Source organism: Marisediminicola sp. LYQ85 (genome assembly GCF_046600695.1).
GTDB lineage: Bacteria > Actinomycetota > Actinomycetes > Actinomycetales > Microbacteriaceae > Marisediminicola.
The window spans coordinates 50,111-64,739 of record NZ_JBKIWO010000004.1 but is presented as its reverse complement, the minus strand read 5'-3'; the positions used below and the strand labels follow the sequence as shown (position 1 = coordinate 64,739).

Sequence of the window (14,629 nt, the reverse complement as noted above, 5' to 3'; positions counted from 1 at the left end):
TACTGACAGCGAGGGTTCATCCCCGCGAGCGGCCACCAGGCCGACCGGAATCCTCGACAGGATCAGTCACACCGTGCCCACCCGGCAGCACGCGTTTACCCGAGCGCAGCCGCGGCCGAGCACAGCGTCGGCGGCATGCCCCCGCATCCGTCGACGCAACACCTTCCCCCCGACCCGGGGTGGTTTCCGTCGCCGGACCACCTCGTAGAACGACCGAGATGCTCGTCCCTGATCCCGAGCCCTCCCGGTCGAGGCGATACAGGCGCGGGGTGTGACGAGTGGTTACGTCACCCCCCGCGCCACCCCCGGCCCCACACATCCGCACAGCCGCCCGAAGCGTCGCCGGGTGAGGGCCGGCAAGCGCTGCGACACCTAGCCAAAGCAGCGCACGACAAAGCCCCCGACCATGAGGCCGGGGGCTTTGTTGGTGACGCTACTGTGCCCCGTGGGGGCGCAGACTACTTGAGGGTGACGGTCGCGCCGGCAGCCTCGAGCTGAGCCTTGGCCTTCTCGGCCGTCTCCTTGTTGGCGCCCTCGAGAACGGTGCTGGGCGCGCCGTCGACGACTGCCTTGGCCTCGCCGAGTCCGAGGCTCGTGAGCGTGCGGACCTCCTTGATGACCTGGATCTTCTTGTCTCCGGCGGCCTCGAGCACGACGTCGAACGAGTCCTTCTCCTCGACCTCTTCGGCGGGAGCAGCAGCTCCGCCAGCAGCGGCGACGGCGACGGGGGCCGCGGCGGTGACCTCGAAGGTCTCCTCGAACTTCTTGACGAAGTCGCTGAGCTCGATGAGCGTGAGCTCCTTGAATGCGTCGAGCAGTTCGTCAGTGGTGAGCTTTGCCATGGTGTTTTCTCCTTGTGTTCCTGTAATCGATTAACCGCGCGTCTGAACCCTGTCGGGTTGTCAGCTCGCGGACTCCTGCTTCTCGCGCAACGCGTCGACCGTGCGAACGGCTTTCGACAGCGGTGCGTTGAAGAGATATGCCGCGCCGAACAGCGACTGCTTGAAGGCACCGGCGAGCTTGGCCAGCAGCACCTCCCGGCTTTCGAGATCGGCGAGCTTGCCCACCTCTGCTGCGGTGAGGGGGTTACCGTCGAAGTAACCTCCCTTGATCACGAGCAGAGGGTTCGCCTTGGCGAAGTCACGCAGAGCTTTCGCCACGGCGACAGTGTCTCCGTGAACGAAAGCGATTGCGGAGGGACCAGCGAGTTCGTCGTCGAACGACGTGATCCCCGCGTTGTTGGCCGCAATCTTGGTGAGCGTGTTCTTCACCACGGCGTATGTTGCGTGCTCACTGATCGACGTCCGCAGCTGCTTGAGCTGGGCGACGGTGAGTCCGCGATACTCGGTGAGCATGACAGCGTTCGAGCTCTGGAATTTCTCCGTGAGCTCGGCGACTGACGCTTCCTTGTTCGCCATGGCACTCCTTGATGATCGTTGTGCCGGTAGCCCCTGGTTCGCGAATGAAAAAAGCTCCGGCGCAAGCGCACGGAGCGAACCCAGAGAGGGACTACTTCACACACCTGCGCTGGTCTTCACTCTCGTGAACCTTCGACTGGCACCTCATCTCGCGATGGCGTGCCGGTAACCGGCGGTCTTTGGCTTCTGCAAGACTACGGCACGGCACGGCCCCCTGCAAACCCACCCCAAAGTACGCAATTTCCGCGAGGGAATGCCGGATCAGGCATCCCCTCGCGGAAACTGCGTTCACTCGGGGCCGGGGCGGGCATGGTCGCGCCAGCTGTGCTCGGGTTCGTACCCGAGCATCCGCCTGGCCTTGTCGATCGACAGGAGTGTCTCGTGCTCGCCCAGTTCGCGACGCACCTCGACCCCGGGAAACACCGCGTCGACGAGCGACGCGCTCGACCGGCTCATGACCGTGTCGGCGTTCGCGATGACGTAGGCCTCGAATCCGGGGATGCGTGCCTCGAGCGCTCGGACGACCGCCTGGGCGCCGTCCCGCGCGTCGATGTACCCCCAGAGGTTCCAGCGGCGGGATGCGAGGTCGGCGTCGTAGGAGGGGAACGCCGCGTAGTCGCTCACGTGCATGACGTTCGAAAACCGCAGCGCACTGACACTGAGCTCCGGATCCCAGCGCACGAGCTTCTTCGCGAGCTCCTCCTCGAGGTGCTTGACGACGGAGTACATGCTCTCGGGGCGCGTGTCGTACTCCTCGTCGAGAGGGATGTATGGCGGTGGCGTCTCGAAGGGGATGCCGAGCACGGTCTCGCTCGAGGCGTAGACGATCGTGGAGATCCCTGAGCGGCGGGCGGCTTGGAAGACGTTGAAGGTCGCGGCGATGTTGTGATGGAAGGTCGCGGAGTCGGGCATGATCCCGCCCGCGGGCGAGGCGGCGAGGTGCACCACGGCGTCGAGACCGTCGTGTCTGTCGTCGATGCTCGAGAAGGCGTCGACAACCTGGCCGTAGTCGGTGAGGTCGATGCGCGTGAAGCCCGCGCCGCGTTCGCCCGTCGTGTCGAGGGCGATGACGGAGTGGCCGTCGTCGCGCAATCGGGCGGTCACAACGCTTCCGAGCTTTCCGCTCGCTCCGGTCACAGCAATTCTCATGTCACGTCCTTGTTCGAGAGAGTCCAGTCTCACACTTCGGCGGCCGAGCCGGGTGCCGTGGCGGCGACCGGTCGCGCGAGGGGAAGGCGCACGACGAACCTCGTCGCGCCCGGTGCGCTCTCGACGCCGACCTCGCCCTCGTGGCCCGCGACGATCGCCGAGACGATCGCGAGCCCGAGACCCGTGCTGCCGGCCACCCGAGACCGCGAGACATCCCCGCGGGCGAATCGCTCGAAGAGCACGGGCGCGACCTCGGCGGGGATGCCCGGGCCGTCGTCGGTGATCGCGAGGATCGCCTCGCCGTCGCTCTCGGAGAGCTCGAGGGTCACGAGAGTGCCCGGCGGTGTGTGCACTCTCGCATTGGCGAGGATGTTGCCGACGACTTGCCGCAATCGCGAATCGTCGCCGTGCACTTCGACGGGTTCTTCGGGGACGTCGACCTGGAACCGGTGGTCGGGGGCGGCGGCGTGCGCGTCGCTCGCACTGTCGACGACGATGCGCGAGAGGTCGACGGCTCGACGGTCGAGCTCCGTACCCTCGTCGAGTCGAGCGAGCAGCAGCAGGTCTTCGACGAGGCTCGTCATACGTTTCGCCTCGGACTCGACTCGCGCCATCGAGCGCACGACGTCGTCGGGCAGGTCGTGTCCGCTGCGACGCGTGAGTTCGGCGTAGCCCCGGATGGATGCGAGCGGCGTGCGCAGTTCGTGGCTCGCATCGGCGACGAACTGACGCACCTTCCGCTCGCTCGATTCGCGAGCCGTGAGCGCCGACGCGACGTGGCCGAGCAGCCTGTTGAGGGCGGCCCCCACCTTGCCGACTTCGGTGCGCTCGTCGGTGTCGACTTCGGGAACCCGGTCGGCGAGGGTCACTTCGCCACGATCGAGGGGGAGCTCGGAGACGCGCGTCGCCGTCGAGACGACGCGGCCGAGCGGTCGCAGTGCGAGTCGCACGACGAGGGTGCCGACCCCCGCGGTCGCGACGAGGGCGACGGCCGTGACGATCGCGATGATCACGAGCAACTGGTTGGTCGTCGCGTGCACTTCGGCGAGGGGCAGTCCCACGAGGAGCCTGTCGTCGCCGCGGGTCTGCGCGACGACGCGGTAGTCGCCGAGTTCGCCGCCGACCGCGACATCCGTCGGGCGCTCGTCGACCTCGAGGCCGAGCACACGCTTCTGCTGGTCGGCATCGAGCGCCACTGCTCCCTCGGCCGAGAGGTAGGCCGCGGTCGTCACGTCGCCGCCGCTCACGAACACGACGAGGGCACCCTGACGCAACGCGTCGTCGGGTGACGGACGGTATCCGCTCGCCGGATAGCCGGGCGTGTTGGGGCCGGCGATCGAGGTGAAGGCCGCGACGACCTGTTCGTCGAGTCTCGCGGTGAGCGCACGACCGAGGGCCGCGGTACTCACGCTCCCGATGATCACCGCGACGAGTGCGAGCAACGCGACGATGCCCGCGACGAGCCGCACCTGCAGCGACCACGGGCGGCGCCCCCCGGCACTCACGACGCGGGCTTGATCGTGTATCCGAACCCTCGCACCGTGTGGATGAGCGGTTCTCCGACGCTGTCGATCTTCTTGCGCAGGTAGGAGATGTAGAGCTCGACGATGCTCGATTTGCCGCCGAAGTCGTAGCTCCAGACCCGGTCGAGAATCTGAGCCCGGCTGAGGACCCTGCGCGGGTTGCGCATGAGGTAGCGCAGCAGCTCGAACTCGGTCGCGGTGAGCTCGATGCGGGTTCCCGCCCGGTGCACCTCGTAGCTCTCCTCGTCGAGGCTCAGGTCGCCCACGCGCAGCACGGGATCGACGGATGCCTGCAGCACCGTCGAACTGCGCCGGATGAGCCCGCGCAACCGCGCCACGACCTCCTCGAGACTGAACGGTTTGGTCACGTAGTCGTCTCCGCCCGCCGTGAGCCCGACGACCCTGTCGTCGACGGAGTCTTTCGCGGTGAGGAAGAGCACGGGAACGTCGCGCCCGCCAGCGCGCAATCGCTTGAGCACTTCGAGCCCGTCGATTCCGGGCATCATGATGTCGAGCACGACGACGTCGGGTTCGAAGCTGCGGGCGATCGTGAGGGCGGTGTGCCCGTTGTCCGCCGTCTCCACCTCCCACCCCTCGTAGCGCAGCGCCATCTGCAGGAGGTCGCCGAGGGCCGCCTCGTCGTCGACCACGAGGGCGCGCACGGGGCTCCCGTCGGCGTGGGCGATGGTGGGCTGCGACGCGCTCGAAGGATTGGCCATGCTCCGATTCTCGCCAGTTTTCTATGGATCCGCCCTGTGGCGCCGATGAACCAGCCGTGTGCGGCTCGAACGCCGTTCGCCGACCGACGCGCGCGGGCTCGGCTCGCTCGCGCGCGCCCGGGCGGTTTGACGGCGCTATCGACGACAATGGTGTCGTGACCTTCGTGCAGCCCATGCTCTCCCTGTGGGATGAGCCTGAGCCGACCCCGCGCAGGCACCTCGACCGCATCGTCGCCGACTCCACCAACAGGTTCGCGTGGCTCAAAGCGCGCGCGATGGGCGTGACCGCCACAGATGTCGCCCGCCTGTCGAGCACGAAGGCCGCGGATGCCGTCGCCCTCGAGAAGATCGTCGGGTCGCGGTTCGGCGGCAACGCCTACACCGATCACGGTCGGGTTCGCGAGCCCGAGATCGCGCGCTGGGCTCGCGGGGTCTACGGCATGGAACCGAGCACGGCCCTCTTCCACGCCGAGGGCAACCGCACCCACCTCGCGACCCCCGACGGGATCCGGTCGAAGGGAACGGCGCTCGAGCTGTGCGAGATCAAGACCACGATGTCGGTGTGGCGCAGCATCCCGCGGTCCTATCTCCGGCAGGTCTGGTGGCAGCAGTACGTGCTCGGCGCCGAGCGCACGCTCGTGGTGTGGGAGCAGCACGCCGACTTCGTTCCCCTGCACGCCGAACCGCAGTGCCGCTGGGTCGACCGCGACGACAACGAGATCCACGTGCTCATCGGTCTCGCCGACCGTGTGCTCGAGCTCATGAGTCGGGCCTAGACCTTTTTCCTCAGAGAGACACCCTCGAAACACCGTCGACTCATGCGCGGGATTGACTGTCTGCACAGGGGCGGGGAGGCCACAGCCATGACGACGATGCGAGCCATGACGATCGACACCACGGGCGCACCCGACGTGCTCGTCGAGACCGAACTCGAGCGCCCCGTGCGCGTCAACTCCGAGGTTCTCGTGAGGGTCGTCGCTGCGGGGGTCAACCCGATCGACTCGAAGACGCGGTCGGGGCGCGGGGTGTCGAGCGCCATCACCGCGTGGCCCGCCGTGCTCGGCTACGACTTCAGCGGGGTCGTGGTCGAAGCCCCGTACGAGGCTCACCCCCTCCAACCCGGCACCGAGGTGTTCGGCATGACGTCGGTGCCGCGGTCGGGTGGGAGCTACGCCGAGTTCGTGGCCGTGTCGACCCTCAGCGTCGCGCGCAAACCGCGCACGATCTCGCACGTCGAGGCCGCGGGCATCCCGCTCGCGGCACTCACCGCGTGGGGCCTCGTCGTCGACGTGGCGAAAGCCCACGAGGGCCAGCGGATACTCGTGCACGCCGGTGCCGGTGGCGTCGGGCACTTCGCGGTGCAGCTCGCGAGCTACTTCGGCGCGAGGGTGACCGCGACGGGCTCGGCGTCGAGCCTCGACTTTCTGCGCTCGCTCGGTGCCGCCGAGGCGGTCGACTACTCCGCCGTGAGGTTCGAAGATGTCGTCGGCACGATGGACGCCGTCATCGATCTCATCGGCAACGTGCACGACGACACCGGAACCCGCTCGCTCGGCGTGCTTCGACCAGACGGCCTCATCGTCAACGGTCCGACCGGCAGCTGGCCGACGTTCGCCGAGGATGCCGCGGCCGCGGGGGTGCGCGCCACGACATACAAGGTCGCTCCCGATGCCTCGACCCTCAGCGTGATCGCGCGACTCATCGATTCGGGCGACGTGCGCGTGACCGTCGACTCGGTATTCGACCTGTGCGACGCCGCGAAGGCGCACACCGCGATCGACGAGGGCCACACCCGGGGCAAGATCGTGCTGAGGGTCAGCGAGAGCTGACGCGCCCGGCTCTAAGCCGGGGGCGCGTAGCCCGGGATGAGCCTCTCGTCGCGGTAGCGCTGGATGAGCCCGGCGAACGAATCGGCCGTGCGATGGTGAGTCGTGAACCCCGCGAGCCTGCTCTTGGAGATGTCGGTCACGACCTCCATCGTGCGCCCGAGATCCGCGTCGGTGTGCCACCACGAGGCGAGTTTCGTCACGTCACGCTCGACGAGGTCGTGCTCGATCGCGAGTCGCTCCCACGCGGCATCGACCCCCGCCATCTGCTCCTCGAGGGGTTGCGGCGTGGCGTTCGGCCCGACCGGCTCCACACCGAAGTGTGCGGCGAGTGTCGGCCACATGGTGCGCCACCGGAAGATGTCGCCGTTGACGACGTTGAACGCCTCGTTCGCACCGTTCTCGTGCGTCGCGGCCCACACCATCTGGTCGGCGAGGATCGTGGAGTCGGTGACATCGGTGAGGCCGTTCCACTGCGCTTCGCTCCCGGGGAAGACGAACGGCGCGTCGAGGGCGCGGCACAGTGAGGCGTAGACCGAGAGGGTCAGCCCCATGTTCATGAGGTTGCCGACGGCGTGACCGAGCACGGTGTGCGATCGGTGGATCGACCACGTGAAGCCCTGGGTCTTCGCCGCCGCGTAGATCTCGTCTTCTTGCGCGTAGTAGAAGTTGGGCACGTCGAGCCGCGGGGCGTCTTCACGGAACGGGGTGTCGGGCATGTCCCCTTCGCCGTACGACTCGAACGGGCCGAGGTAGTGCTTGAGTCCGGTGACGAGCGCGACGTGCTCGAGCGGAGCCGTTGTGAGCACACCGAGGAGGTTGCGCACCATCGCGCTGTTGACGTCGATGTTCTCCTGCTCGGTCGCGCGCCGCTGCCACGCCGTGAAGAACACGTGTGTCGGCCGCTCGCCCTCGAGGGCTCGCTCGAGGTCGGCGGGCGACTGAAGGTCGGCGGAGATCCATCGCACGCCGTGCCGGGCGACGCCGGGTCGGCGGGAGAGCGCGAGCACGCTCCATCCGTCGGCGAGGAGCTGGTCGGTGAGCGCAGAACCGCTGATGCCGCTCGCCCCCACGACGAGCGCGGTGCGCGACGGCACGGGCGAGGCCGCGGTCGGCTGGGCGGACGGTGTCGGCTGGGCAGGCTGTGCGGGCTGGGCTGCAGTGGAAGAAGTCATCCCTGCCCCGAACCTCGCTCGGTGCCCCGCTATTCCCCGGGGGCCTCGAGAACCCGCGCCCGCACGTAGTCGTCTTCGAGTCGTGCGCCGACGACGAAGTGCTTCGTGCCGACCCTCTCGAACTGGCTCTTCGCGTAGAACGCGTTGGCTCTGCCGTTCTGCTGGTTCACGCCGAGCCACACGACGGCGGCCCCCCGCGACCGCGCGTCGTCGAGTGAGGCGTCCACGAGTCTGCGCGCGAGTCCCGCGCCGTGGAGGTCGGGGCGCACATAGAGCTTGCTGAGCTCGACCGCGGGCCGCGGCACGACCGCGCGCCGCACGTCGGCGTCGGTCGGCTCCCCCTCGACCGTCATCGCCCAGCCGACCGCCCGGGGCCCGTCGATCGCGAGGAGCACGGTTCGCGCGAGGTCGGCGACGTAGTCGCGCATCCGCTCCTCCGAGAGGGTGTCGCGGATGAACGCGGCGATGTCTTCGGGGGTCGACTCGGGCGGGCACGCGAGCGGAAAGGTCGCGGCGGCGAGTTCGTGCAAGACCGCGGCATCCGCCATCGTCGCCTCTCGGATCTCGATCACGGTGCTCCTCTCGGTTTCGCAAAACAGGAGAGGCCCGCCGAAGCGGGCCTCTCCCTTGCTGCTGGTGGTGCTGGTGCTGGTGCTGCTGCTGCTGCTGCTGCTTACAGACCGTTCACATCGAGCGGGATGCCGGGGCCGAACGTGGTCGACACCGTGCCCTTCTGGATGTAGCGACCCTTTGAGCTCGAGGGCTTGGCCCGCGAGATCTCGTCGAGCGCGGCCTTGATGTTCTCTTCGAGCTGGGTCTGGTCGAAACCGGACTTGCCGACGATGAAGTGCACGTTGCTGTGCTTGTCGACGCGGAACTCGATCTTTCCGCCCTTGATCTCCGTCACGGCCTTGGCCGGGTCGGGGGTCACGGTGCCGGTCTTCGGGTTCGGCATGAGGCCGCGGGGTCCGAGGACCTTTCCGAGACGACCGACCTTGCCCATGAGCTCGGGGGTCGAGACGGCGGAGTCGAACGACGTGTAACCGCCGGCGACCTTCTCGATGAGCTCGTCTCCACCGACCTCGTCGGCGCCCGCGGCGAGAGCGGCTTCGGCAGCCGGTCCCGTGGCGAAGACGATGACACGGGCGGTCTTACCGGTTCCGTGGGGCAGGTTGACGGTGCCACGCACCATCTGGTCTGCCTTGCGGGGGTCGACACCGAGCTTGAGCGCGACCTCGACGGTCGAGTTGAACTTCTTGGAGCCAGTCTCGCGCGCGACGGCGACAGCCTCGGAGGGAGTGTAGAAACGACCCTCTTCGAGCTTCTCGGCCGCTTCGCGGTATGCCTTGGATTTCGTAGCCATTATGCGTCCACCGTGATTCCCATGGAGCGAGCGGTGCCCGCGATGATCTTGGATGCGGCCTCGATGTCGTTCGCGTTGAGGTCGCTCATCTTGGTCTCGGCGATCTGGCGCACCTGCTCTTGCGTGAGCTTCGCGACCTTGACGGTGTGGGGGGTTCCCGAACCCTTCGCGACGCCGGCGGCCTTCTTGATGAGCTCTGCGGCGGGCGGGGTCTTGAGCACGAACGTGAACGAGCGGTCCTCGTAGACGGTGATCTCCACGGGGATGACGTTGCCGCGCTGAGCCTCGGTGGCCGCGTTGTACGCCTTGCAGAACTCCATGATGTTGACGCCGTGCTGTCCGAGCGCCGGCCCGATGGGCGGTGCGGGGTTGGCGGCGCCGGCTTGGATCTGAAGCTTGATCAGACCCGTCACCTTCTTCTTCGGTGCCATGTTTCTTCCTTTTCTGTCGTGTTCTCGAGAGAACGCTCCCGTCATCCGGACGGGGACTGTTCGGCGAACAGGGCCCGGATGCGGTGATTGCAGCAGAGAACTGCCGCGAGCAACTTCCCTACTTTACGCCACATTGTGCGCGTTGGCGAGTGGCGATCGCACGAAGGGCCCCGCCGGACGATGCCGACGGGGCCCTCTCGCATGGTGGAACCTAGAGCTTGGTGACCTGGTCGAAGCTGAGCTCGACGGGGGTCTCGCGCTCGAAGAGGGAGACGAGCACGGTGAGCTTGCCGCTCTCGGGCTTGATCTCGCTGATCGAACCGGGAAGGCCCGCGAACGAACCCTCCTTGATGGTGATGGTCTCGCCGACCTCGAAGTCGACCTCTTGCGGAATCGAGCGGGCGGTCGTCTTGCTGCCCTTGGCGCCGGCCTTGACCGGGGCTTCGACGATCTGCACGAGGCTCTTGAGCATCGAGAAGGCCTCCTCGAAACGCAGCGGCGTCGGGTTGTGCGAGTTGCCGACGAACCCGGTCACGCCGGGGGTGTGGCGCACGACAGACCAGCTGTCTTCGTTGAGGTCCATGCGCACGAGCACGTATCCGGGGATGCGCACGCGGTTGACGAGCTTGCGCTGGCCGTTCTTGATCTCGACGACGTCTTCCATCGGCACCTCGACCTGGTAGACGTAGTCCTCCATCGACATCGACACCTTGCGGTTCTCGATGTTCTGCTTCACGCGCTTCTCGAAGCCGGCGTAGGAGTGGATGACGTACCACTTGCCCGGCTTGGCGCGCAGCTCCGAGCGGAACGCGTCGTAGGGGTCGACCTCGACCTCGTCGGCCGCCTCGGCGTCGAGCGCCTCGTCGATGTCTACGGGAGCGTCAGCGTCAGCCTCGTTGTCGGCACCGAGCTCGGGGCCGTCGTAGGGAGCGACCTCGGGCTCCTCCTCGGATTCGACCTCGGCCTCGATGTCTGCTTCGTCGTCGGTCGCGGCGACCGAGGCATCCGCCTCATCGGGGGAGTCGATGTCGAGGGCGTCTTCGACGATCTCGTCGGCTTCGGGGTCGGATGCGACCTCGAGGGCGTCGAGCGCTGCGGTCAGGTCTGCCTCGACGTCGCCGTCGGACTCGACGTGAACGGCCGCGTGCTCGGCGGGCTCCATCGACGAGGTGGCCTCGTCGAGCGTGTTGCCCTCCTGAACCTCTTCCACCTCCGAGGACTGCTCGGCGGCAGTCGAGAGGTCGATATCGTCGCGTTGTGTGTCAGACACTGGATTCCATTTCCGTTTCTTAGATTGCTCCGGCGCTCACCTCGCGGCGAGGGTTCCGGTCACGTTCGGGGCGATCAGCTCACAGCCGAGCCCGGTGACGTACGGCTGCGAGAGCCGGTCGGCGAATTACTCGGGGTCACCGAAGACGTAGCCGACACCGAGGCCGAACACGAAGTCGAGACCCGACACGATCGCCATCATGATGACGACGAAGGCGAGGACCACTCCGGTGTAGCTGAAGAGCTCCTTGCGGGTCGGGGTGACGACCTTCTTGAGCTCGTTGATGACCTGTCGGATGAACAGCGCGATACGGGCGAAGGGACTGCGCCGACCGGCACGGTCTTTCTTCGCGTTTTCGACGATGTCCTCGCTGGGCTCGTCGGTCACGTTTCTCGCCACTGTTCTACCTTCCGATACCGGCCGACGTGCCCGGGGGGCCGTCGGCTCGTGCTGCTTCGCACAGGGACTGTGCGAATCGAGCTGCAGGGCGGACAGGACTCGAACCTGCAACCTGCGGTTTTGGAGACCGCTGCTCTACCAATTGAGCCACCGCCCTTCGCAGAGAAATAACCACGCGTTCTGAGCGATTCGAGCGACGGATGTCGGCCACAAAAGGGCACACAAAAGCATGGCAGATTTCTACTACCGGCCCCAGTGTAGGTCACCGTTCGCGGGGGTGCAAAGCTGAGCGACGCCGCGCTTCACGAGGGGCGGATGCCGCTTCGATACTCTTGCACGGTGACTACTGAGCTTCCGCGCATCTCCCGCCGCATTTCCTCCATCGCCGAGTCCGCGACTCTCAAGGTCGACTCCAAGGCGAAGACCCTGCAGGCCGCGGGGCGTCCTGTGATCAGTTTCGCCGCGGGCGAGCCGGACTTCGCGACCCCCGCGCACATCGTGGAGGCCGCGTCGGCCGCCGTCATCGACCCCAAGAACCACCGCTACACGCCCGCCGCCGGACTCCCCGACCTGCGCTCGGCTATCGTCGAGAAGACCGCTCGCGACAGCGGCTGGGCCGTCGACCCCGGCCAGGTCGTCGTGACCAACGGGGGCAAGCAAGCGGTCTATCAGGCGTTCGCGACGATCGTCGACCCCGGCGACGAGGTCATCGTGCCCGCGCCGTATTGGACCACCTACCCCGAGGCGATCCGGCTCGCGGGCGGCGTGCCCGTCGAGGTCTTCGCGGGGGCCGACCAGGGTTACCTCGTCACGGTCGACCAGCTCGAGGCCGCGCGCACCGAGAACACGAAGGTGCTCTTGTTCGTCTCGCCCTCCAACCCGACGGGCGCGGTCTACTCCCCCGAGCAGACCCGCGCGATCGGCGAGTGGGCGCTCGAGCACGGCGTCTGGGTCGTCGCCGACGAGATCTACCAGAACCTCGTCTACCCCTCGATCGATGCCGAGCCGGGCTCGGAGGCCCCGCGCGCGATCTCGATCGTCGAAGCCGTTCCCGCCCTCGCCGACACGACCATCCTCGTCAACGGCGTCGCGAAGACCTACGCGATGACCGGATGGCGGCTCGGCTGGATGGTCGCTCCCGTCGACGCCGCGAAGGCGGCCGCGAACCTGCAGTCGCACCTCTCGTCCAACGTCTCCAACATCTCGCAGCGCGCCGCGATCGCCGCCCTCACCGGGCCGCACGACGCGGTCGACGAGATGCGTCGGGCCTTCGACCGCCGGCGCCGCACGATCGTGCGCGAACTCAACGCGATCGAGGGCGTCGTGTGCCCGATGCCCGAGGGGGCCTTCTACGTGTACCCGGATGTCTCGGGGCTGCTCGGTCGCGAGTGGGGCGGTGTCACGCCCACGACGTCGCTCGAGCTCGCCGACCTCATCCTCGAGCGCGCGGAGGTCGCCGTCGTTCCCGGTGAGGCGTTCGGCCCGAGCGGATACCTGCGCCTCTCCTACGCACTCGGCGACGACGCCCTCCTCGAGGGTGTGCAGCGGCTGCAGCGCCTCTTCGCCTGATCGCGTCGGCGGCGTCCAGCCAGATTGCACGAGCCACTCACGCGCGGTTGGTGTCAGCATGGAGCCATGACCCCGAGTGACCCTGTCGTGCGCGTGCGAGACCTCCGCAAGACCTACGGCACGTCCACGGCGCTCGACGGCGTGAGTTTCGACATCGAGTCGGGCGAGACCTTCGCTCTCCTCGGCCCCAACGGTGCCGGAAAATCGACGACGATCGAGATCCTCGAGGGATACCGCTCCCGTTCGGGCGGCGAGGTCGAGGTTCTCGGCGTCGACCCCCAGAACGGCGGGGTGGCCTGGAAGGCCGAACTCGGAATCGTGCTGCAGAGCACGGGCGAGAGCGGTGCGGTCACAGTGCGCGAGCAGCTCAGCCACTTCGCCTCGTTCTACCCCCACCCGCGAGACGTCGACGAGGTGCTGCACAGCGTCGGTCTCGAGGAGCACGCGGGTCGACTCATCCGCACCCTCTCGGGCGGTCAACGCCGCAGGGTGGATGTCGCGCTCGGCATCGTCGGTCGCCCCCGGTTGCTCTTCCTCGACGAACCGACGACGGGGTTCGACCCCGAGGCGAGGCGGAGTTTCTGGGAGCTCATCCACTCCCTCAAGCGCGAGGGCACGACGATCCTGCTCACCACCCACTATCTCGACGAGGCGGAGCAGTTGAGCGACCGCGTCGGGATCATCGCGCGCGGCACCCTCATCGACATCGGAACGGTCGACGAGGTGGGTGGGGCGGATGCCCGCATCCCGATCGTCCGATGGCGTGACGGCTCTCGCGTGCACGAGATCCGCACCGCCGAGCCTGCTCTCGAGGTCGCGCGTCTCGTCGCCGAGGCGGGCGGGGTCGAGCCGCGCGGGATCGAGATCATCCGTCCGAGTCTCGAAGACGTCTATCTGCGGCTCGTGGGTGCCGAGTGAGCACCGCGACGGCACCGGGCGCCCGACTCGCTCGGGGCCGCACCGTGCGTCTCGGGCTCAGCCGCGTGTCATACGAGGTGCGCGCGTATTTCCGCCAGGGCGACTCGGTGTTCTTCACCTTTCTCTTTCCGCTCGTGTTCCTCACGATCTTCTCGGTCGCGTTCAGCGAGACCTCGTTCGGCCCCGACGGGTCGGGCGGTGAGATCGGCGCGGCGGAGTTCTATCTGCCCGCGATGCTCGCGGCGGGAGTGCTCTTGAGCGGCCTGCAGAATCTCGCTGTCGACATCGCGGTGGAGAAGAGCGACGGCACCCTCAAGCGCCTCGCGGGTTCGCCGCTCCCCGTCGTGAGCTATTTCATGGGCAAGATCGGGCAGGTGCTCGTGACGGGCCTCGCTCAAGCCGTCCTCCTGCTCGTCGTCGCCGCGACGGTGTTCGGCGTCGAGCTTCCGACCGAGCCGGAGAGGTGGGTCACGTTCGCGTGGGTGTTCCTTCTCGGGGTCAGCACGTGCGCCATTCTCGGCATCGCGCTGAGCAGTTTTCCGCGATCGGGCAAGAGTGCGACGGCCGTCATCATCCCGATCACCCTCGTTCTGCAGTTCATCTCCGGGGTCTACCTGGCGTTCGATCAGTTGCCCGAGTGGTTGCAGAACACGGCGAGCGTGTTTCCACTCAAGTGGCTCGCGCAGGGCATGCGCGCGGTGTTCCTGCCCGACACGCTCGAGGTGCTCGAGCAGGGGGAGAGCTGGAACCTGCCCGGTGTGGCGATCGCGACGGCGCTGTGGCTCGTCATCGGTCTCATCCTCGCGAGGGTGACGTTCCGCTGGATCCGCCGAGACTCCTGAGCAGCGCGGTTCCACGCCCGGGAGCCA

The 14,629-nt window shown here is 67.4% G+C and carries 16 protein-coding genes and 1 tRNA gene; 5 read left to right on the top strand and 12 right to left on the bottom strand.

Features of this window, described 5'->3' with window-relative positions; translation table 11 throughout:
* Positions 1-458 precede the first annotated feature (458 nt).
* From rplL to ACLHG5_RS13520, 5 genes are all read right to left on the bottom strand, one after another.
* Positions 459-842 (bottom strand): 50S ribosomal protein L7/L12, encoded by a 384-nt coding sequence (gene rplL, locus ACLHG5_RS13540; RefSeq protein ID WP_411316395.1) that lies wholly within the window; start codon positions 840-842, stop codon positions 459-461.
* 60 nt (positions 843-902) lie between these two features.
* On the bottom strand, positions 903-1,418 hold the full coding sequence (gene rplJ, locus ACLHG5_RS13535; protein WP_411316396.1) for a 50S ribosomal protein L10: 516 nt from the start codon (positions 1,416-1,418) through the stop codon (positions 903-905).
* A gap of 288 nt (positions 1,419-1,706) precedes the next feature.
* Positions 1,707-2,567 carry an NAD-dependent epimerase/dehydratase family protein gene (locus tag ACLHG5_RS13530; protein WP_411319124.1) on the bottom strand — a complete coding sequence of 287 codons (861 nt, stop codon included), beginning with the start codon at positions 2,565-2,567 and terminating at the stop codon, positions 1,707-1,709.
* Between the two features lie 29 nt (positions 2,568-2,596).
* Entirely contained in the window at positions 2,597-4,072 is a 1,476-nt protein-coding gene (locus ACLHG5_RS13525) for a sensor histidine kinase (RefSeq protein WP_411319123.1), read from the bottom strand.
* Entirely contained in the window at positions 4,069-4,809 is a 741-nt protein-coding gene (locus ACLHG5_RS13520) for a response regulator transcription factor (protein ID WP_411316399.1), read from the bottom strand. The genes ACLHG5_RS13525 and ACLHG5_RS13520 overlap by 4 nt, the downstream gene beginning before the upstream one ends.
* Before the next feature lie 155 nt (positions 4,810-4,964).
* On the opposite strand from ACLHG5_RS13520, the gene ACLHG5_RS13515 reads away from it, so the two are divergent.
* Positions 4,965-5,585, top strand: a complete 621-nt coding sequence (locus tag ACLHG5_RS13515) for a YqaJ viral recombinase family protein (RefSeq protein ID WP_411319122.1) — start codon at positions 4,965-4,967, stop codon at positions 5,583-5,585.
* Between the two features lie 96 nt (positions 5,586-5,681).
* Positions 5,682-6,638: an NADP-dependent oxidoreductase gene (locus ACLHG5_RS13510; RefSeq protein ID WP_411319160.1), complete on the top strand. Its 957-nt coding sequence runs from the start codon at positions 5,682-5,684 to the stop codon at positions 6,636-6,638.
* 11 nt (positions 6,639-6,649) lie between these two features.
* Here the strand turns inward: ACLHG5_RS13510 and ACLHG5_RS13505 are convergent, their stop codons facing one another.
* From ACLHG5_RS13505 to ACLHG5_RS13475, 7 genes are all read right to left on the bottom strand, one after another.
* Complete coding sequence (locus ACLHG5_RS13505) at positions 6,650-7,810, bottom strand: SDR family oxidoreductase (RefSeq protein WP_411316401.1); 1,161 nt, start codon at positions 7,808-7,810, stop codon at positions 6,650-6,652.
* Positions 7,811-7,839: 29 nt separating this feature from the next.
* Positions 7,840-8,382, bottom strand: coding sequence for a GNAT family N-acetyltransferase (locus tag ACLHG5_RS13500; RefSeq protein WP_411316402.1), 543 nt, complete (start codon positions 8,380-8,382; stop codon positions 7,840-7,842).
* Positions 8,383-8,483: 101 nt separating this feature from the next.
* A complete protein-coding gene (rplA, locus tag ACLHG5_RS13495) occupies positions 8,484-9,173 on the bottom strand; it encodes a 50S ribosomal protein L1 (protein WP_411316403.1) in 690 nt (229 codons plus the stop codon).
* Positions 9,173-9,604: a 50S ribosomal protein L11 gene (rplK, locus tag ACLHG5_RS13490; protein WP_411316404.1), complete on the bottom strand. Its 432-nt coding sequence runs from the start codon at positions 9,602-9,604 to the stop codon at positions 9,173-9,175. The genes rplA and rplK overlap by 1 nt, the downstream gene beginning before the upstream one ends.
* A 211-nt stretch (positions 9,605-9,815) precedes the next feature.
* Positions 9,816-10,874 carry a transcription termination/antitermination protein NusG gene (nusG, locus tag ACLHG5_RS13485; RefSeq protein WP_411319121.1) on the bottom strand — a complete coding sequence of 353 codons (1,059 nt, stop codon included), beginning with the start codon at positions 10,872-10,874 and terminating at the stop codon, positions 9,816-9,818.
* Between the two features lie 126 nt (positions 10,875-11,000).
* Positions 11,001-11,273, bottom strand: a complete 273-nt coding sequence (gene secE / locus ACLHG5_RS13480) for a preprotein translocase subunit SecE (protein WP_411316406.1) — start codon at positions 11,271-11,273, stop codon at positions 11,001-11,003.
* Positions 11,274-11,357: 84 nt separating this feature from the next.
* Positions 11,358-11,430: transfer RNA gene (locus ACLHG5_RS13475), tRNA-Trp, on the bottom strand.
* 182 nt (positions 11,431-11,612) lie between these two features.
* On the opposite strand from ACLHG5_RS13475, the gene ACLHG5_RS13470 reads away from it, so the two are divergent.
* The 3 genes from ACLHG5_RS13470 (at position 11,613) to ACLHG5_RS13460 (ending at position 14,602) form a co-directional block, all read left to right on the top strand.
* Positions 11,613-12,842: a pyridoxal phosphate-dependent aminotransferase gene (locus ACLHG5_RS13470; protein ID WP_411319120.1), complete on the top strand. Its 1,230-nt coding sequence runs from the start codon at positions 11,613-11,615 to the stop codon at positions 12,840-12,842.
* Between the two features lie 66 nt (positions 12,843-12,908).
* Positions 12,909-13,760, top strand: a complete 852-nt coding sequence (locus ACLHG5_RS13465) for an ABC transporter ATP-binding protein (protein ID WP_411319119.1) — start codon at positions 12,909-12,911, stop codon at positions 13,758-13,760.
* Complete coding sequence (locus ACLHG5_RS13460) at positions 13,757-14,602, top strand: ABC transporter permease (RefSeq protein WP_411316410.1); 846 nt, start codon at positions 13,757-13,759, stop codon at positions 14,600-14,602. The genes ACLHG5_RS13465 and ACLHG5_RS13460 overlap by 4 nt, the downstream gene beginning before the upstream one ends.
* Positions 14,603-14,629: the final 27 nt, after the last annotated feature.

Bases quoted from the DNA above. Each gene is read 5' to 3' on its own strand.
- rplL (WP_411316395.1), bottom strand. From the start codon at position 842: ATGGCAAAGCTCACCACTGACGAACTGCTCGACGCATTCAAGGAGCTC.
- rplJ (WP_411316396.1), bottom strand. From the start codon at position 1,418: ATGGCGAACAAGGAAGCGTCAGTCGCCGAGCTCACGGAGAAATTCCAG.
- ACLHG5_RS13530 (WP_411319124.1), bottom strand. From the start codon at position 2,567: ATGAGAATTGCTGTGACCGGAGCGAGCGGAAAGCTCGGAAGCGTTGTG.
- ACLHG5_RS13520 (WP_411316399.1), bottom strand. From the start codon at position 4,809: ATGGCCAATCCTTCGAGCGCGTCGCAGCCCACCATCGCCCACGCCGAC.
- ACLHG5_RS13510 (WP_411319160.1), top strand. From the start codon at position 5,682: ATGCGAGCCATGACGATCGACACCACGGGCGCACCCGACGTGCTCGTC.
- ACLHG5_RS13505 (WP_411316401.1), bottom strand. From the start codon at position 7,810: ATGACTTCTTCCACTGCAGCCCAGCCCGCACAGCCTGCCCAGCCGACA.
- rplA (WP_411316403.1), bottom strand. From the start codon at position 9,173: ATGGCTACGAAATCCAAGGCATACCGCGAAGCGGCCGAGAAGCTCGAA.
- rplK (WP_411316404.1), bottom strand. From the start codon at position 9,604: ATGGCACCGAAGAAGAAGGTGACGGGTCTGATCAAGCTTCAGATCCAA.
- ACLHG5_RS13465 (WP_411319119.1), top strand. From the start codon at position 12,909: ATGACCCCGAGTGACCCTGTCGTGCGCGTGCGAGACCTCCGCAAGACC.